This window comes from Pseudoalteromonas distincta (assembly GCF_005877035.1).
Lineage (GTDB): Bacteria > Pseudomonadota > Gammaproteobacteria > Enterobacterales > Alteromonadaceae > Pseudoalteromonas > Pseudoalteromonas distincta.
Map to the genome: position 1 here is coordinate 3,435,532 of NZ_CP040558.1, position 18,646 is coordinate 3,454,177.

Below are 18,646 nucleotides of genomic sequence, written 5' to 3' on the forward strand. Positions count from 1 at the left end.
AAGGGAGCGTATTCTACCTAGAAATTGGCAGAAGATAAATGATTAAACAAAGAGCAAGATCTAAGTATGTGATCTCTAATAATATAAAGGATCTTTTAAAGAGATCTTTTATTACTATTACTACTACTGATCAGCTTTTCTGTTGATAAGGTTTAGATCTTCATTTAAAACATGAAATTAGATCAGATCTAAAGGTGTTAATATGATCGGATCATCCAGCAAATAAGCTCTGATCAAAAAGGCACCTTATGCACAGGGCTGAATCAGTTGGATCTTATCCCATGGATAAGCATGCTTTAAAAAGCAGTTTATTCAATCTTTATCCACAAAATCTATTAAATTATTAGTAAATTGTGGGTAACTTTATATATAACTTTTTACTTGATCTATCTATTTTAAGCCTGTTTTGGTTATCCAAGAGTCTAACCATGCTAATGCTGTGTCTTCTGGTAGTGCTTCATCGAGAATATTAAGCTCTAAGCGTTCTGCTACTTTTATAGCGCCTTTTTGAGATAATAAGGCATCTATATTACGTCCAGCTTGGTTATAAGTGTCATAACTGGTATCACCTAAAGCTATTACTGAGTATTTTAATTCTGATAAATCATTAGCTTGAGTCACATCTTCAACAAAGCTAATAAAGTTTTCAGGATAATCACCTGCACCATAAGTAGATGTGCAAATTAACCAAATGGTATTTTGCTGATCAATATCGCTAAATTCAGGTTGATCATGTAGTTGTGTAGTAATACCAAGGTTATTAAGCGCGTCGCTTAGTTGCTCTGCAACATACTCGGCTGATCCCATTTGGCTGCCAACAATAAGATTTACTGAACTCATGAATATTAGTGATCACATTGGTTTTAATTGCTGCCTATGATAACTGAGTGTGAGTAACAGTAAAGTTAAGAGTGCTTTTTTGTATAACTATTTTTGTGCTAATTTTACTCTTATTTGAAAGCGCCTCCTTAAGTTGTTGATATTATAAGGCTTAACAAAATATCTTTAAATGTAATCTTCTGATCAAGTTGTTGATAACAGTGGGGAAAGCTCTGTTTAAACACACCTTTTAGGTTGTTTAATAATCGCTAAGTTATTGATATTACTATTTAGTGAAAGACTTAATTATAAATCTAGGCATAAAAAGCACAAGGTGATCATAATGTGGATATAAAGGTTGTTGATAACCTTAAATTTAGATCGAAAATAATTTTATTAAATGATCTAATTGGGCTGATCTAACGAAATTAATTAAAAATAAGCTTATAAACAGATAATTTTTAATAGATCATTAGGTTTTTCTCTGCGAGGTGGCTCAATTTACTATTTATTTGAGCTAAAAATTAGGTTTTGTGGATAAGTGATCTCAATATATTTAATTTAATGCGTATTTATAGCTGCTTTTTTTATGTATTTTGCTGGTGGATTAGTAGATCAAAAGTTTGATGCACTCAAATCTCGAGTCATTTTACTAAAAAGCCGCAGTGATCGTCTGTTCATATGTTGTATAAAGTTGGTTTTTTAGAGTGTTGATCTTCACGTTTTAGCTCTTAAATTGAGCAAATAACATCAGTTTTTATGAGCTAGGTAATTATAAAAAAGCTATTTATAACTAACTTTTGTGTGGAGGATAACGATTTTAAAACGTATTTTTGTTTGAAATATGTATCGGTTTTGACCTTAAAATGGGTGTTACTTGCGCTATTAATACCTTACTTAAAGGCTCTTTTCACTGTCTAATCTACATAATCTAGCTGGTAATAATTATCGCTTTGGGTATGATTTTATTGCCAGAACTGGCTGGGATTGACGGTATAAATACATATTTTATAGTGAATATTTTACATAAAAAAGAGCACCTAAGTGCTCTTATAATAAACATATATCTGTAATAAGGTGCTTATTTACCAATACAAAATGAGCTAAATATCTTGCCAAGTAAGTCGTCTGAGGTAAATTCACCGGTTATTTCGTTTAAATACTGCTGTGTTAAACGCAGTTCTTCAGCCAATATTTCACCAGCAATGTGCATTTCTAATTGTGTTTTACCTGTTTCTAAATGATACGCAGCACTCTCTAGCGCATCCAAGTGGCGACGGCGCGCCATAAAGCCACCCTCTGTTGCGCCTTGAAAGCCTATACAGGCTTTTAGATGCTCGCGAACAAGTTCAATACCGTCAGCATTTTTAGCACTTAAGCTGATGACCGGGTATTGTTGCTCTTGCTCCATTCCGACTATATCACCCGACAAATCAGCTTTATTTCTGATGACCGTAACCCCCATACCTTCTGGTAATTTGGCCATAAATTCAGGCCAAATTTTATGCGGGTCAGTATCTATAGTGTCAGTGCCATCAAGCATAAATAAAACGCGATCGGCTTGGTTTATTTCATCCCACGCCCGCTCAATACCTATTTGTTCTACTCTATCTGGGCTCTCTCGTAGGCCTGCAGTATCTATAATATGCAGTGGCATACCATCTATATGTATATGCTCTCGTAGTACGTCGCGAGTGGTACCGGCTATTTCTGTTACGATTGCAGCTTCACGACCGGCTAGGGCGTTTAGTAGGCTTGATTTACCGGCATTTGGGCGACCAGCAATAACAACACGCATACCTTCGCGCATGATGCTACCTTGTTTTGCTTGATTGGTTACGGTATTAAGCTGGGTAATAATGGCGTCTAAGTCGCCTGATACCTTACCGTCTGATAAAAAATCAATTTCTTCATCAGGAAAATCTATTGCCGCTTCTACATACATACGTAAGTGAATTACTTTTTCTACAAGCGTTTCTATGTGTTTAGAAAATTCACCTTGGAGAGACTGTAGGGCGCTTTTGGCAGCTTGTTCGCTTGTAGCATTAATTAAGTCGGCGATGGCCTCTGCTTGTGTTAAATCAAGCTTGTCATTTATAAATGCCCGCTCAGAAAACTCACCAGGCTTTGCTAAACGAACGCCCTCTATTTTACTAATTTCTTTAAGTAGCATATCAAGTACTACAGGACCGCCGTGGCCTTGTAATTCAAGTACGTCTTCACCAGTAAATGAGTTAGGACCTGCAAAGTAAATGGCAATACCTTGGTCAAGTTGCTCGCCAGCTAGGCTTTTAAATGGCACGTAATCGGCGTAGCGAACTTTAGGAATTTTACCTACTACTTTTTCGGCGACACTTTTAGCAAGGCTGCCTGAAACGCGAATAATACCAACACCACCACGTCCGGGGGCAGTTGCTTGTGCTGCAATTGTATCTTGATTGATCATGCTATTAATTTGCCAACGATGAGTAACTTTATGGCGGTATTGTAACCTATGAAATAAACACTCGCGAATACTCTGGTGAAAAACAGGCAATAAAAAAGGCGACCGAAGTCGCCTTTATATAAGTAATATACCCAAGCCATCTCAAGATGCGAGTTTCAGTTGGAGTTAAAAGCTATTTAGGCAAGGCATTGATTGAGAATAATAGTAGTTCTATTGTTAAAATCAATAACGCAGTATAAATCGCTTTTAAACCAACCCTTTGGGCGTTTCACAGGTACTTAATTTCATCGTTTTTACTTTTTAAAAGGGACTGCCATTCTTGCAAAGTAACGCCTTGATCTTAAGCCCCTGTGAAACGCTGAATTTTGCATCTTGATGTGGCTTGGGTATAGGCGCTAGCCTCTTACTTTAATTCCTTTCTTTTCCATGCCACGGTAGATGATTAACATCTGGACAATAGAAATAAGGTTAGACACTAACCAGTAAAGAACTAAACCCGATGGGAACCATAAGAAGAATACAGAGAAGATAACCGGCATAAAGGTCATCATTTTTTGCTGCATTGGATCAGTTACCGTCATAGGCTGAAGTTTTTGCGTCACAAACATACTCGCACCAAATAAGATTGGTAATACGTAGTACGGGTCTTGTGCAGAAAGGTCTGTTAACCAAAAAATAAATTCAGCATGGCGAAGTTCAGTTGACTCTAAGAATACGTAGAACAAGGCTAAGAAAATTGGCATTTGTAGCAAAATAGGGAAACAGCCACCCATTGGGTTAACTTTTTCTTTTTTGTACATTTCCATAGTTGCTTGGCCGAACTTTTGACGGTCGTCACCAAACTTTTCTTTAAGAGCTGCCATTTTAGGCTGTAGCGCACGCATTTTTGCCATTGAAGTGTATTGCGCTTTAGTAAGTGGGTACATTAACGATTTAACGATAATAGTGATGGCAATAATTGCTACACCCCAGTTACCTAAAATGCTATGTAGCCATTTTAGCAATACAAATAAAGGTTGCGAAATAAACCATAACCAACCGTAATCTACAGTTAAGTCTAAGTCTGGGTGAATCGCTTCAAGAATATCTGACTCTTTCGGACCCATATAATAAGTAGCAGTTAGTGTTTGCTCACTACCAGCTTGAATATTTACAGCGGGATCTTTAGCACCAATAATAGCGGCATTACTTTTTGTAATTAAGCTATAAATTGTATTTGTTTGATCCTGCATTGGAACCCAAGCACTTACAAAGTAATGTTGTATAAATGCAACATAACCACCTTGCGTGTTTTTGTTTAGGTTTTTATCAGCCATATCTGAAAAACTATACTTTTCGTATGGTTCTTCGTCAGTACCGTATGCAGCACCTAAATAGTTTTGATCAACCATGCTACCTTTTTCTTGTACGGTACGCTTAATTTGCGTGTATAGCTGTACTTGAAGAGGTGCGCTGGTAGTGTTGTTGATTTTGTATTCTAAGCCTACGTCATACTGACCTTTTTTGAATACGTATGTTTTAGTAAAACTAACACCATTACTATCAGTAAACTGAAGTGGAACGCGAAGCTCATCACCCGTTAAGGTATATGATTTTTGTTCGGTACTATAAGTAGGGCGACCGTTAGCTGACGCGTCAGGGCCATTTAAGCCAATTAAGCCACTTTGTGAAAAGTATTGTTTGCCACTATCAAGCTGACCAAGAAGCATATAAGGTGTTTCACTTCCTTTAGTTTCTTCGTATTGAAGAAGGTCTGTTTCAACAATGTCACCGCCTTTGGTGTCAATTTTAACTTTAAAAACGTCAGTTGTGATTTCAATAACTGAACGTTTAGCTAAAGTTGCTGAAGCGGGTAAACCTGAATCTGACGATGAAGGAATATAATCATCCGACTCTGGTGAATTTGCTTGTAGTGTTTGTGTTGTGGCACTTGGATCGGCTTTAGGCTTGTTGTAATCATTATCCCATTCTTGGAACAATAAAAACGACACTAGCATTAGGCCAATTAATAAAAACGTGCGTTGCGATTCCATAACAGCTCTTATTTCTCGTGTTGGTGGTTAATATGGGTTAATTTTTCAGGTACGGGGTCGTCTCCACCTGAATGTAAAGGATGGCATTTTAATATGCGTTTTAAAGCTAACCAACTACCTTTTATAAATCCATGCAAATTAATTGCTTGAATTGCATAATGTGAGCAGCTTGGATTAAAACGACAATGCGGACCTAACAGCGGGCTAATCCACTTTTGATAACCGCGGATAAATAACACTAAACAAATCTTAGGAAAAGCAACAAGTGGTTTAATTAACCTCATGATGTTTATGCCCCTACTTAAGTTTAGTGAGATAGATATCATGTATTTAAAGACTCAATTAGAAATTTTAAATGCATGATTAAAAGGTGAGCTAAAGATACATTAATTAACCCTGCAATTCTATTGCAATTAGGTTTGTTTATTAGATTTAGCTGATTTGTTTGGGCGTTTCTTAAAAGGTGGCGGTTTAGGTGCACCTGGTTTACAGCGTTCGTTAATTTTTCGCCATAATTTAGTAAGTTGTTTGGTTAATTCTTCATTAGACTGTTCATCAATACCACTTTTCACCATAAGCACAATATCAATATTATCGATGCTGTGTTGATTTAAACGAAAACTTTCGCGAGCGAGACGTTTAATACGGTTTCGTTGGCATGCCTTTTTTACGCGTTTTTTAGCAACAGTAAGACCTAACCGAGGTTTTTCTTGGTCATTTGGTTTAGCTAATAGAGTAAAGAAAGGAGTTGCAGCCCGAGCGGGTTCATTAAATATGCGAGAGTAATGCGAGGGAGTTAACAGACGTAACTCCCTGCCAAAGCTAAAGTCTTCCACTTATAAATTAAGCAGAAAGAACTTTGCGGCCTTTAGCGCGGCGACGTGCTAATACTTTACGGCCATTTACAGTTGCCATGCGAGCACGGAAGCCGTGTGCACGTTTGCGTTTTAAAACGCTAGGTTGAAAAGTTCTTTTCATAACAATCTCATCCGATCGGTTAAAGTTAAAACATCCTATACAGGTCGCGATCCTGGCATAGGTGCCATTGCGAGCGCGAGATATTATAGAGTAAGTAACGTAAAGTCAATCATAATTACGTTCGTAGTATATAGCCTACTTATGGTCCATAAAGAGATCATGTAGGGCGATCTGATAGGATCATCATAAATAAGAAGTTTTCCACAGCCCCTGTATAAAAAGTGAATAAAAGCGGGGGAAAAGAAAATTGGATCGTAAATTTGGTTCGCGATCTTGGTGTTATTTTGTTATGATCTCCTCTTCGGAACTAAAATAAAAACTGTTTTAAATCAGGTTGTTAATGATTTTATACATCGATATCAACAATTTTATAAAAATCAATCTTTTACTTGTGGATAAAGTGCCTTCATAATACGCGGTCTTGGGTCGCTTATTGGACCATTTGAACGCAATAAATGTATGATTTATAATCATTAATGATGTGCGGGAATAAAAATTATATCTCTGGGAGTTTAACTGTGTATCTGTCGGTTTGGCAAAGTTGTTTATATGTATTGCAAGATGAGCTGCCTTCGCAGCAATTCAGTATGTGGGTAAGACCACTACAAGCAGAAAGTACCGAAGATACCTTGACGATTTATGCACCTAATCGCTTTGTGCTTGATTGGGTAAGAGAAAAGTACCTAAATAGAATTAACGAATTATTAGTAGAAATTTGTGGTGTTGAAGCACCAAAACTACGTTTTGATGTAGGTAGTAAGCCTTTATTAAATGCTCAAGCTGCACCGGTTATAGAAACACAATCAGCACCACAAGCTTCTACAAAACAACAGCCTCGTGAGCAAAAGCCTGTTGTTGAACCTGCACCTAAGTCAGGTTACAAATCTAACATTAAAGAAAACTATACCTTTGACAGCTTTGTTGAGGGTAAGTCAAACCAATTAGCAAAAGCAGCGGCTACTCAAGTAGCCGATAATCCTGGCTCTGCTTTTAACCCTGTATTTATTTACGGTGGTACTGGTTTAGGTAAAACTCACTTATTACATGCAGTAGGTAACGGCATTATGGCAAACAAGCCAGATGCTAAAATTGTTTACATGCATTCAGAACGCTTTGTTCAAGATATGGTAAAGGCACTACAAAATAATGCGATAGAAGAATTTAAGCGTTATTACCGCAGTGTTGACGCATTAATGATTGATGATATTCAATTTTTTGCTAATAAAGAGCGTTCACAAGAAGAGTTTTTTCATACCTTTAATGCATTGCTTGAAGGCAACCAACAAATTATTTTAACCTCTGACCGTTATCCAAAAGAGATTGAAGGGGTCGAAGACCGTCTTAAATCACGTTTTGGTTGGGGATTAACAATCGCGATTGAGCCACCAGAGCTTGAAACTCGCGTTGCTATTTTGATGAAAAAAGCACAGCAAAGTAAGATTAACTTACCACATGAAGTTGCCTTTTTTATCGCCAAAAAATTACGTTCAAATGTACGTGAACTAGAAGGCGCACTTAATCGTGTAATCGCTAATGCTAATTTTACAGGTCGTCCAATTTCGATTGATTTTGTAAAAGAAGCACTACGCGATTTACTTGCCTTGCAAGATAAGCTGGTTACGATAGATAATATTCAGCGCACCGTTGCTGAGTACTACCGAATTCGAGTGTCAGATCTATTGTCTAAGCGCCGCAGCCGCTCTATAGCAAGGCCACGCCAAGTTGCCATGGCATTATCTAAAGAATTAACTAATCACAGCTTACCTGAGATTGGTGACGCATTTGGTGGACGCGATCATACGACCGTATTACACGCATGTCGTAAGATAAAATCACTACGTGACGAAAGCCACGAAATTAAAGAAGATTACCAAAACTTAATAAGAACATTGTCATCTTAGGGCTGACTTTATTATGCAAATAACAATATCAAGACAACAATTTTTAAAGCCATTGGTGCAAGTGTCGGGTGCAATAGAGCGCAAACACACGCTACCAATCTTATCTAACGTTTTGTTAGTGGTAGAAAACGGACAACTTTCAATGACGGGTACTGACCTTGAAATTGAATTAGTTTCTGGCGTATTTGTAGGTGATGATATTGCCGATACAAAACTAACGTTACCCGCTAAAAAGTTACTCGATATTTGTAAAAGTCTACCAGATGGTTCAGACATTACTTTAAGCTTGCAAGAGCACCAATTACTTTTAACCAGTGGTAAAAGCCGTTTTTCATTAACGACTTTATCTGCTGATGATTTTCCTAATTTAGAGCAGTGGGATGGTGAGGTTGAATTTCAACTAACTCGTTTAGAGCTTCGTAAGTTACTTGAAAGTACGCATTTTTCGATGGCAAATCAAGACGTACGTTATTACTTAAACGGTATGTCGTTTGAAGTAGATAATACAGACATAAAAACAGTAGCAACAGATGGTCACCGTTTAGCTATTGCACAAAAGCAATTAACGCAATCGCTTAATACTCAACGTCAATTAATTATACCTCGCAAAGGAGTGCAAGAAATTATGCGCCTTATGGTAGCTGACGACGAATTGGTTACAATTCAGTTTGGTGCTAACCATATTCGTATCATTGATATTGAGTTTACATTTACAAGTAAGCTAGTTGATGGACGCTTTCCTGATTACCGTCGTGTATTACCACGTGGTGGTGACAAAGTAATTACAGCTAACCGAGAATGGTTACGAAATGCGTTTCAACGAGTGTCTATTTTATCGAATGAAAAATTTCGTGGTGTACGCTTAAACCTATCAAACGGTTTATTAAAAATTACTGCCAATAACCCAGAGCAAGAACAAGCTGAAGAAGTTGTGGAAGTAAGTTACGAAGGCGCGGACCTAGAAATAGGATTCAACGTGTCTTACGTATTAGATGTACTAAACACATTAAAAACAGAAGACGTACTATTTACATTAGCCGACTCAAACAGCAGTGCATTAATTGAAGGTGCAGGCGATGAAGAAGCAATGTACGTTGTTATGCCTATGCGTTTATAAGACTATAAATACATAATGAGCTTAAGTCATTTGAGCCTCAAATATTTTCGTAATATTGAGGCGCTGACGCTAGAACCAGTCAACGGCGTTAATATAATTTATGGTGAAAATGGCAGCGGAAAAACCAGCCTTTTAGAGGCTATATATTACCTTTCTCATGGCAAATCTTTTCGTACTCCAAAACACAAAAGTATTATTGCACACCAGCAAGAGCAATTTGTAATTCACGGGCGTAAAACAATACACGATTTATCAATTCCAATTGGTATTAGTAAAACGCAAACGGGTGAGACCAATTTAAAAATTCAAGGTAAGGTGAGCCGTAAGATATCAGAACTCGCTCAACTTATGCCTGTACAAATTATTACACCAGAGAGTTATTCTTTATTTTTTGGTGGACCTAAAGAGCGCAGAAAGTTTTTAGATTTAGGTTTGTTCCACGTGGAACATGAGTTCTTTTTCTTGTGGCAATCATTTAATAAAGTACTTAAACAACGTAATGCATTGTTAAAAACTAAGCCCAAGAATTATTTTGACCAAATTAAGTTTTGGGACAAAGAATTTGTTAGACTGGCTGAAGAAATAAATAAATTAAGATTGGCGTATATAAGTAGGTTTAAGCAGCAATTTTTTGATAAAATGTGTGCAGAATTGACGCTTGTACGTGATTTAGAAATGACCTTTAGCGCAGGCTGGAAAGAGACTGAATCTCTTGCAGATGCGTTAGAGCAAAACTTTGAGCGAGATGCTCGCCAAGGGTTTACAAGTAGAGGCCCTCATAAGGCCGATTTTAGTTTTAGTGTCGCTGGCAACAGTGTGGAGAATACATTCTCACGCGGTCAATTGAAGCTATTATTGTATGCGTTGAAAGTTACGCAAAATAGCTTAATTGAGTCAGAGACAGATAAGCAATCTATATTGCTAATAGATGATCTACCTTCAGAATTAGGCGAAGATACAAAAGAGAAAGTGGGACAATTACTTGCTCACTGCAGTTCTCAAATTTTTATCTCTTCAATTTTATCTGAAAGTATTTCTGCTGTGGTGGAACCCATGCAACGAGAACTACAAATGTTCCACGTGAAACATGGCAACCTAATAACAAGATAAGTGGGATTAACCATGTCTGAGAATTATGACTCGTCGAGTATTAAAGTACTTAAAGGATTAGACGCAGTAAGAAAGCGTCCTGGAATGTATATTGGGGACACCGATGATGGCACAGGCTTACACCACATGGTGTTTGAGGTCGTTGATAACTCGATCGATGAAGCCTTAGCAGGTCATTGTGATGATATTTATGTAACGATTCACTTAGACGGTTCTGTCTCAGTTAGAGATAACGGTCGTGGTATCCCAACTTCTATCCATGAAGAAGAAGGCGTATCTGCAGCCGAAGTTATTATGACGGTACTTCATGCCGGTGGTAAGTTTGATGATAACTCTTATAAAGTATCAGGTGGCTTACACGGTGTTGGTGTTTCTGTTGTAAATGCACTTTCAGAAAAACTAAAACTGACTGTTCGTCGTGAAGGTAAGCTTCATGAGCAGTTTTATACTATGGGTGTTCCAGATGCACCTTTAGCTGTAATTGGTGACTCAGAAACAACTGGTACAGAATTACGTTTTTGGCCAAGCGCTGAAACATTCACAAATTTAGATTTTCATTACGACATTTTAGCTAAGCGTTTACGCGAGCTTTCATTCCTAAACTCAGGTGTGAGCATCATCTTAAATGATGAGCGTGAAGAAAATAAATCTGACCACTTTAAATATGAAGGCGGTATTCAAGCTTTCGTAGAGTACTTAAACCGTAATAAAACACCTATACATAAAGGTGTGTTCCATTTTACTCACGAACGTGAAGAAGATGGTATTAGTGTTGAAGTATCAATGCAGTGGAATGATGCATACCAAGAAAACATTTACTGTTTCACAAATAATATCCCACAACGTGATGGTGGTACTCACTTAGCCGGTTTTAGATCAGCGCTAACACGTACACTTAATAACTACATGGAAAAAGAAGGCTTTAACAAAAAAGCTAAAACAACCAGCAATGCTACCGGTGATGATGCCCGTGAAGGCTTAACGGCTGTTGTTAGTGTTAAAGTTCCTGATCCTAAGTTCTCATCACAAACTAAAGACAAGCTAGTATCAAGTGAAGTTAAATCTGCGGTTGAACAAGCAATGGCTGAAAAATTCACTGAGTTTTTACTAGAAAACCCAACTGATGCCAAAATTGTTGTAGGTAAGATTATTGATGCCTCACGTGCACGTGAAGCGGCGCGTAAAGCCCGTGAAATGACACGACGTAAAGGTGCAATGGACTTAGCAGGCTTACCTGGTAAGCTAGCTGATTGCCAAGAAAAAGACCCAGCCCAATCTGAACTATATATAGTGGAAGGGGACTCTGCTGGCGGATCAGCCAAGCAGGGACGTAACCGTAAAAACCAAGCTATTCTTCCGCTTAAAGGTAAAATATTAAACGTAGAAAAAGCACGTTTTGATAAAATGTTATCTTCGCAAGAAGTAGCAACACTAATTACTGCATTGGGATGTGGTATTGGTCGTGACGAATATAACCCTGAGAAATTACGTTATCACCGTATCATCATCATGACCGATGCGGACGTGGATGGTTCTCACATTCGTACGTTACTACTAACATTCTTCTATCGTCAAATGCCTGAAATTGTAGAACGCGGTTATATTTATATTGCTCAACCACCACTTTATAAAGTGAAAAAAGGTAAGCAAGAGCGTTATATTAAAGATGATCCTGCATTAGTAGAATACTTAACGTCGCTTGCACTTAATAATGCTGCTTTATATCCAAGTGCAGATGCTTCTGCGCTAGAAGGTGAAGCGCTTGAGAAAGTCGTTCACGATTACCAAAATACAGTTAAAGTTATTGAGCGTTTAAAGCGTAAATATCCTAACACGGTAATGGAACGCTTAATCTACCAAACAGAGTTGAAAACTGATGACCTTTCTGACGAAGCTAAAGTAATTGCTTGGACAAAAGAGTTAGTTGATGACCTGATTGCACGTGATGAAGATGCAACTATTTTCCATGCAGGCACAGAGTTTGACGCTGAGCGTAATATGTATTACCCGGTTGTGAATATTCGTCAGCACGGTGTTGATAAAGCACATGTACTTCATTATGACTTTATTGCATCACGTGACTACCAACGCATTGCTGTGACTGGTACTAACATTGCAAACATCCTAAAAGAAGGTGCTTATATTCAACGTGGTGAGAAAACAAAACCTGTTGATAACTTTGTGGATGCTTTGGAATGGTTGATCACAGAATCTAAGCGTGGGATCTACATTCAACGCTATAAAGGACTGGGTGAAATGAACCCAAGCCAGCTTTGGGAAACGACAATGGATCCTAGTGCTCGTCGTATGTTACAAGTAACGATTGAAGATGCTGTTGGCGCGGATCAATTATTTGCCACCTTAATGGGTGATCAAGTAGAGCCTCGTAGAGAGTTTATCGAAACTAACGCTCTACGCGTAGTTAATCTAGACGTGTAAAAATATTACTTACACCGAAAAAGGAGCCTAATGGCTAATGCCAGTCAGTTAAGCTGACTGGCATCTTTCTTTTTATGGGGATACTTAGATGGTTTTGGCTTAACCCATCGGGGATATCTTCTATCCTCTCGTCTAGCTGGAAGCTTAAATAAGACCAGTGTATCGAGTAAGTGCTGCCAGTGTATTGGAATGTTCCCTGGGCTCATTATAGATACTGACGAGAAATACTGAATGACAGCCATCGAACTGCTAGAGAAACTAAGCTGGTTAGGCCATATCCCTGTGACTGTCGCCGCCATCGTCATTATTCTTCGTATTAAATTATAGGCGAGTAACACGGCCCATAGCTCCTGACGCACCATGTCTGGACGCTTACTTCTTAAATGGTATGCGCTATCAAGCATGGTTTGTTTGATTTCTCTAAACCCAAGTTCTATCTCCCAACGATGACAATATAATTCAACAATTTCATTACCTGGATAACGCAATCTATCCGTCATCGAGGTTAATATACGGTAGCTTTTGCCCTTTATTGTTTTGCTGATTAATCTCGCTTTAATCGTTTCAGGAACATCGGGAAAGTTTTTTTGTGCATGCTTTGTGGTTTTCAATTCAATGATATGGTCATTTTTACCCGCGCTGGAGATGATTTCATACTGTAAGTCGGGCCTTGCTGGTATCAGCCAGTGCCTCATCTCCCCAGTTTGATGCCAACGGTTTAACAGGCCTAAAGAATAATATCCTTTATCAAACATAGTCAGTGAATTATCTGGTGTACGTTCAATTAAACGCTCAGCTAATTTCATCTCGTTGGTTTTATAGTTATCAAACTCGCTACTGAGAAGTTGATGGCTGGTCAATTCCATATGACAGACCATGCGTATTTGAGGAAAGGCTGTATCACCGTATTGGTTGCTACCTGAAGAGAAGGCTTTACGATTATCAGGCGTGTCGGCTGTTCGCCACACAACACCGTCAACAGCTAATAGGTTCAAACCATTCCATGTTTCGAATGACTGTTGCTTATACATTGATTGAGCAGATTTATTGAAAACGTGTTTAACGGAATCATCACCTAACCTTTGTCTAGCCTGTACCATCGCACTTGGAGCAACGAGTTGGTTCTTGCCAGGTAACATGATATCTAGCTTATTAGCGATATTCCAAACTGATTCTTTTCGAAACAATGCCATGCCAATAACTGACCACAAAACGGCTTCAAGCGGTAATCTTCGCTTACGAACGGTTGCAATCCCTGCTTGTTGAAAACCTTGTTCAATGATTTCAGGGTCAAGAATTTCTGATAATTTTTCAAAGGTATGGTATCGGCTGCTTTCTTCAAGTGTTGCTTGCAGTGCTTGTTCTATATTCACAAAAAAATCCGTAGTTAGTTTCCTAACTACGGATTTTGCATGATCGTTTGGATCGGTCAACCGGTCATTTTCTTAACTGATCGGCATTAGCCTAATGGCTCCTTTTTTATTTTTTCAATTACACAAACTGCTTAAAACCTGAGTGTACACACGGTATACTAAGGGTAATTTTCACGCTACTTCTTAGATAGTAAAAAGCCAAATATGCAAAAATATGACGTAAAAACCTTTCAAGGTTTGATCCTGGCTTTACAGGATTATTGGGCGCAGCAAGGCTGTGTCATTATTCAACCACTTGATATGGAAGTGGGCGCCGGGACATTTCACCCGCAAACATTTTTAAAGTCTATTGGTCCAGAGCCAATGTCGAGCGCGTACGTTCAGCCGTGTCGTCGTCCTACGGATGGCCGCTATGGTGAAAACCCAAATCGCCTACAACATTACTACCAATTCCAAGTAGTTTTAAAGCCATCGCCAGATAACATCCAAGAGCTTTACTTAGGCTCATTAGCGGCAATGGGTATTGATACCCTTACTCACGAAGTTCGCTTTGTAGAAGATAACTGGGAATCACCTACGCTAGGCGCATGGGGCTTGGGATGGGAAATTTGGTTAAACGGCATGGAAGTAACGCAGTTTACCTACTTTCAACAAGTGGGTGGCTTAGAGTGCTCACCAGTAACAGGCGAAATTACTTACGGCCTAGAGCGTTTAGCAATGTACATTCAAGGCGTAGATAGCATTTACGACCTAGTATGGGCAGACGGTCCACTAGGGCGCGTAACATACGGCGACGTGTTCCATCAAAATGAAGTAGAGCAATCTACTTATAATTTTGAACATGCAAACGTAGAAGACTTATTTGCACAGTTTGATAAGTGTGAAGCAGAAAGCCAAAAGTTAATTGAAGCTAACTTACCACTACCTGCATACGAGCAAGTAATGAAAGCATCGCACGCATTTAACTTACTAGACGCACGCCATGCAATTTCGGTAACCGAACGTCAGCGTTATATTTTACGCGTTCGTGCGTTATCAAAAGCGTGTGCACAAAGTTACTATGACAAACGTGAAGCGCTTGGTTTCCCGCTGTGTAAGGATAAGTAAAATGTCAGCACAAAATTTATTAGTAGAAATTGGCACTGAAGAGTTACCACCAAAAGCACTGCGTAAACTAGCAGAAGCCTTTGCTGCAAACTTAACTCAAGAGCTAGAAACATTAGAATTAGCACACCAAGGCGTAAGCTGGTATGCATCGCCTCGTCGTTTGGGTTTACAAGTAAAAGCGCTTGAAGCTAAGCAACAAGACAAAGAAGTTGAAAAGCGTGGTCCAGCAACAAAGGCAGCGTTTGACAGTGAAGGTAACCCAACAAAAGCAGCAATGGGTTGGGCACGTGGTTGTGGTATTGAAGTAAAAGACGCACAAACACTTGAAACCGATAAAGGCGCTTGGTTATTGCACATTGCTAAAGTAGCAGGGCAAGAAACTAAAACCCTAATGACAGATGCTATCACTAAAGCGTTAAGTAAATTACCAATCCCTAAACCAATGCGTTGGGGCGCGAATAAAACACAATTTATTCGTCCTGTGCATACAGTAACTATTTTATTTGGTGATGAGCTACTTGAAGGCGAAATTCTTGGTAAGCAAATAACTAACCAGCTTCAGGGTCATCGTTTTCATCACCCAGAAAAAATTAGCATTAACCATGCAGATGACGTTTTTGACGTACTTAAATCTGCTTACGTTATTGCTGATTACGAGCAACGTAAAGCGCAAATTCGTGCACAAATAGAAGAGGCTGCAAGCGCAGTTAACGCTGTTGTTGCAATGGATGAAGATTTACTAGAAGAAGTAACATCACTTGTAGAGTGGCCAGTTACTTTAACGGCAACATTTGAAGAAGCATTTTTAGATGTACCAGCCGAAGCGTTAATTTACACCATGAAAGACGATCAAAAATACTTCCCGTTATTAGATCAAAACGGCAAACTTTTAAATAAGTTTTTGTTTGTATCTAACATCGAAAGTAAAGATCCAAGTGTGGTTATTTCTGGTAACGAAAAAGTAGTGCGCCCGCGTTTAGCCGATGCACAGTTCTTCTTTGAAACAGATAAAAAGAAAACCCTAGAAAGCCGATTAGAGTCGCTTGATAGCGTATTGTTCCAAAAGCAACTTGGTACGCTTAAAGATAAGTCTGAGCGCATTAGTGAGCTTGCAGGCTATATTGCTGAGCAATTAGGTACTGATAAAGACCTAGCACAGCGTGCAGGCTTATTAAGTAAAACTGACCTAATGACTGAAATGGTTATGGAATTTACCGACGTGCAAGGTGTAATGGGAATGCATTACGCTCGCCACGATGGTGAAGCCGAAGATGTAGCCGTAGCGCAAAACGAGCAGTACATGCCACGCTTTGCAGGGGATAACTTACCAACAAACTTAATTAGCTGCGCAGTAGCGATTGCTGATAAGTTTGACACGCTGGTGGGTATTTTTGGTATAGGCCAAGCACCTAAAGGTGACAAAGACCCATTTGCTCTTCGTCGTGCTGCTATTGGTGCACTGCGCATCATGGTAGAAAAAGAACTACCACTTGATATTTTAGACCTAGTAGCTAAATCGCAAACATTGTTTGGCGACAAGTTAACTAACTTAAATGTATCAACTGACGTATTTGAATTTATGCTAGGGCGCTTCCGTGCTTGGTATCAAGACGAAGGTATTGAAGTAGACGTAATTCAAGCAGTGCTTGCACGTCGTCCGACTAAACCTGTTGATTTTGACCGCCGTGTTAAAGCCGTAAGTCACTTCCGTACATTAGACGCAGCAGAAGCGCTTGCAGCGGCTAATAAACGCGTAGGTAATATTCTGGCTAAAAACGACATTACCAGCCAAGGTAGTGTTGATGAGAGCTTATTAAGCGACGACGCCGAAAAAGTATTGGCATCACAAGTAGCAAAATTTGCCACTGACCTTGCGCCACTTTACGCAGATGGAAACTACCAAGAAGCATTAAGCCAATTGGCGGGTATTCGTGAAAGTGTTGATAACTTTTTTGACAACGTAATGGTTATGGCCGACGATGAAGCTGTTAAGCAAAATCGTCTTGCGCTATTAAGCCAGCTAAGCGGATTGTTTTTAGGTATTGCAGATATTTCTGTTTTACAAAAATAACACCGATTAGCAATTTTAAAAGCCAGCGTTTTGCTGGCTTTTTAGTTTTCACTGTATGCAAAGGATACCCATTGATGATTTCTATGAAACGAATTTTAACCTTAGCAATTGCTGGTTTACTTACTGCCTGTACAAGCCAAATTTCGATTAATGATGTTTTACCACAGCAAGAGCTTGACCGCACAATTTACTTACGTGGCGACTTTACATTGTGGGATGCAGAACCCCAGTATCAGTTTGCGCCAGTTGGCCCTGCGCTTTATCAAACACAAGTTAAATTTTCGACCCCAGGTAAAGTGTACGAATTTAAAATAGCCGATGCCGATTTTAGTGAAGGTTACAACTGTGGTTACAGCGATGCACAACCAGCAGGGCAAAAACTAACACTCGGCCAGCCAGCTATCGCAGACTGTAATACTATTTATAACTACTTTAGTTTCACACCAGCAATAAAAGGCACGTACATAGTAAGTATTGATTACAGTGACTACGATAAGCCACAAGTGACGATAACGAAGAAGTGATTTTTAGCTATTTAATAGCCCTAGTGGGTTGATGGACTTGTGACAAGGACGTTGTAGGATTTATTCAGCATTAACACCAAGGGGGGTTCGTAGTTTGGGTAGAGTGAAGCGAAACCCAACATGTGTGGCGAACAAAACTATTTTGGTGGTTATTAAATACGTTGGGTTTCGTAAAACTCAACCCGACCTACGTGAGTTTAAAGTCCTTTCTTCACCACATATCTATACGGTGCTTCTTCTGCATCTTTAGCCACCAGGGTGTGATCCATAAACGTACAAAAACTCGGAATGTCGCGAGTGGTTGATGGGTCATCAGCAGTTATTAATAACGTTTCACCATCGTTCATTTTACGAATAGCAGCACGTACCATCATTACTGGCTCTGGGCAGCGAAGGCCTATGGCATCTAATTGGTGATCGGGATTATCAAAGCTCATAATAAATTGGCCTGTTTAATTAAAGTGATTGCTGTGTACGCGAGTGCTTAGGTATAGCAATTAATAAGTTTGGGAGTTTAACGCAATTTTATGTGTAATTTAACTATTTTACTTAATGCTTTTAGCAGTTTCAAAATGCTTTATTTAATAATACGCCCGATCACATAATTACGCTGTTACATGCTTGTTTGATAAAAGGACGTTTTTATAAATTGAAGCTAATAAAAAAGGCGAACTGAATAAAATCAGTTCGCCTTTTTAATCACCAAGATGGTTTTACATGTTTAAACT

Annotated in this window: 15 protein-coding genes; 7 read left to right on the plus strand and 8 right to left on the minus strand. The window is 38.9% G+C overall.

Features of this window, described 5'->3' with window-relative positions; translation table 11 throughout:
- Window positions 1-390: 390 nt before the first annotated feature.
- The 6 genes from mioC to rpmH all read right to left on the minus strand — a co-directional run bounded on the left by mioC (window position 391) and on the right by rpmH (window position 6,276).
- Window positions 391-840: an FMN-binding protein MioC gene (gene mioC, locus FFU37_RS15415; protein ID WP_024604761.1), complete on the minus strand. Its 450-nt coding sequence runs from the start codon at window positions 838-840 to the stop codon at window positions 391-393.
- A gap of 1,060 nt (window positions 841-1,900) precedes the next feature.
- Entirely contained in the window at window positions 1,901-3,265 is a 1,365-nt protein-coding gene (gene mnmE / locus FFU37_RS15420; protein WP_138489858.1) for a tRNA uridine-5-carboxymethylaminomethyl(34) synthesis GTPase MnmE, read from the minus strand.
- A 395-nt stretch (window positions 3,266-3,660) separates the two neighbouring features.
- The gene (gene yidC, locus FFU37_RS15425) at window positions 3,661-5,298 is read right to left on the minus strand and encodes a membrane protein insertase YidC (protein WP_024597181.1); all 1,638 of its coding nucleotides are present in this window, start codon (window positions 5,296-5,298) and stop codon (window positions 3,661-3,663) included.
- 8 nt (window positions 5,299-5,306) lie between these two features.
- Window positions 5,307-5,582, minus strand: coding sequence for a membrane protein insertion efficiency factor YidD (gene yidD / locus FFU37_RS15430; protein ID WP_004335219.1), 276 nt, complete (start codon window positions 5,580-5,582; stop codon window positions 5,307-5,309).
- Window positions 5,583-5,711: 129 nt separating this feature from the next.
- On the minus strand, window positions 5,712-6,134 hold the full coding sequence (gene rnpA, locus FFU37_RS15435; protein ID WP_004335217.1) for a ribonuclease P protein component: 423 nt from the start codon (window positions 6,132-6,134) through the stop codon (window positions 5,712-5,714).
- Between the two features lie 7 nt (window positions 6,135-6,141).
- Window positions 6,142-6,276: a 50S ribosomal protein L34 gene (gene rpmH, locus FFU37_RS15440; RefSeq protein ID WP_004335215.1), complete on the minus strand. Its 135-nt coding sequence runs from the start codon at window positions 6,274-6,276 to the stop codon at window positions 6,142-6,144.
- Window positions 6,277-6,794: 518 nt separating this feature from the next.
- On the opposite strand from rpmH, the gene dnaA reads away from it, so the two are divergent.
- Genes dnaA through gyrB form a run of 4 tightly spaced genes read left to right on the plus strand, consistent with a single transcriptional unit; the run spans window position 6,795 to window position 12,843 of the window.
- Entirely contained in the window at window positions 6,795-8,177 is a 1,383-nt protein-coding gene (gene dnaA, locus FFU37_RS15445; protein WP_004335207.1) for a chromosomal replication initiator protein DnaA, read from the plus strand.
- Window positions 8,178-8,190: 13 nt separating this feature from the next.
- A complete protein-coding gene (gene dnaN / locus FFU37_RS15450) occupies window positions 8,191-9,294 on the plus strand; it encodes a DNA polymerase III subunit beta (protein WP_004335206.1) in 1,104 nt (367 codons plus the stop codon).
- A 15-nt stretch (window positions 9,295-9,309) separates the two neighbouring features.
- Complete coding sequence (recF, locus tag FFU37_RS15455; protein WP_138489859.1) at window positions 9,310-10,404, plus strand: DNA replication/repair protein RecF; 1,095 nt, start codon at window positions 9,310-9,312, stop codon at window positions 10,402-10,404.
- Window positions 10,405-10,416: 12 nt separating this feature from the next.
- Window positions 10,417-12,843, plus strand: coding sequence for a DNA topoisomerase (ATP-hydrolyzing) subunit B (gene gyrB, locus FFU37_RS15460; protein ID WP_024597183.1), 2,427 nt, complete (start codon window positions 10,417-10,419; stop codon window positions 12,841-12,843).
- A 44-nt stretch (window positions 12,844-12,887) separates the two neighbouring features.
- On the opposite strand, the gene FFU37_RS15465 is transcribed toward gyrB, so the two are convergent.
- Window positions 12,888-14,216 (minus strand): IS4 family transposase, encoded by a 1,329-nt coding sequence (locus tag FFU37_RS15465; protein WP_039588252.1) that lies wholly within the window; start codon window positions 14,214-14,216, stop codon window positions 12,888-12,890.
- A 204-nt stretch (window positions 14,217-14,420) separates the two neighbouring features.
- Here FFU37_RS15465 and glyQ point away from each other — a divergent pair, with 204 nt between their 5' ends.
- The 3 genes from glyQ (at window position 14,421) to FFU37_RS15480 (ending at window position 17,918) form a co-directional block, all read left to right on the plus strand.
- Complete coding sequence (gene glyQ, locus FFU37_RS15470; RefSeq protein WP_004335201.1) at window positions 14,421-15,323, plus strand: glycine--tRNA ligase subunit alpha; 903 nt, start codon at window positions 14,421-14,423, stop codon at window positions 15,321-15,323.
- A gap of 1 nt (window position 15,324) precedes the next feature.
- The gene (glyS, locus tag FFU37_RS15475; protein ID WP_138489860.1) at window positions 15,325-17,394 is read left to right on the plus strand and encodes a glycine--tRNA ligase subunit beta; all 2,070 of its coding nucleotides are present in this window, start codon (window positions 15,325-15,327) and stop codon (window positions 17,392-17,394) included.
- Between the two features lie 74 nt (window positions 17,395-17,468).
- Window positions 17,469-17,918: an early set domain-containing protein gene (locus FFU37_RS15480; RefSeq protein WP_138489861.1), complete on the plus strand. Its 450-nt coding sequence runs from the start codon at window positions 17,469-17,471 to the stop codon at window positions 17,916-17,918.
- A gap of 197 nt (window positions 17,919-18,115) precedes the next feature.
- On the opposite strand, the gene tusA is transcribed toward FFU37_RS15480, so the two are convergent.
- Window positions 18,116-18,355, minus strand: a complete 240-nt coding sequence (tusA, locus tag FFU37_RS15485; RefSeq protein ID WP_004335190.1) for a sulfurtransferase TusA — start codon at window positions 18,353-18,355, stop codon at window positions 18,116-18,118.
- Window positions 18,356-18,646 lie beyond the last annotated feature (291 nt).

Excerpts from the sequence above, each read along its gene's own strand:
- mioC (WP_024604761.1), bottom strand. The coding sequence starts at position 840 with ATGAGTTCAGTAAATCTTATTGTTGGCAGCCAAATGGGATCAGCCGAG.
- mnmE (WP_138489858.1), bottom strand. The coding sequence starts at position 3,265 with ATGATCAATCAAGATACAATTGCAGCACAAGCAACTGCCCCCGGACGT.
- yidC (WP_024597181.1), bottom strand. The coding sequence starts at position 5,298 with ATGGAATCGCAACGCACGTTTTTATTAATTGGCCTAATGCTAGTGTCG.
- yidD (WP_004335219.1), bottom strand. The coding sequence starts at position 5,582 with ATGAGGTTAATTAAACCACTTGTTGCTTTTCCTAAGATTTGTTTAGTG.
- rpmH (WP_004335215.1), bottom strand. The coding sequence starts at position 6,276 with ATGAAAAGAACTTTTCAACCTAGCGTTTTAAAACGCAAACGTGCACAC.
- dnaN (WP_004335206.1), top strand. The coding sequence starts at position 8,191 with ATGCAAATAACAATATCAAGACAACAATTTTTAAAGCCATTGGTGCAA.
- recF (WP_138489859.1), top strand. The coding sequence starts at position 9,310 with ATGAGCTTAAGTCATTTGAGCCTCAAATATTTTCGTAATATTGAGGCG.
- gyrB (WP_024597183.1), top strand. The coding sequence starts at position 10,417 with ATGTCTGAGAATTATGACTCGTCGAGTATTAAAGTACTTAAAGGATTA.
- glyQ (WP_004335201.1), top strand. The coding sequence starts at position 14,421 with ATGCAAAAATATGACGTAAAAACCTTTCAAGGTTTGATCCTGGCTTTA.
- glyS (WP_138489860.1), top strand. The coding sequence starts at position 15,325 with ATGTCAGCACAAAATTTATTAGTAGAAATTGGCACTGAAGAGTTACCA.
- FFU37_RS15480 (WP_138489861.1), top strand. The coding sequence starts at position 17,469 with ATGATTTCTATGAAACGAATTTTAACCTTAGCAATTGCTGGTTTACTT.
- tusA (WP_004335190.1), bottom strand. The coding sequence starts at position 18,355 with ATGAGCTTTGATAATCCCGATCACCAATTAGATGCCATAGGCCTTCGC.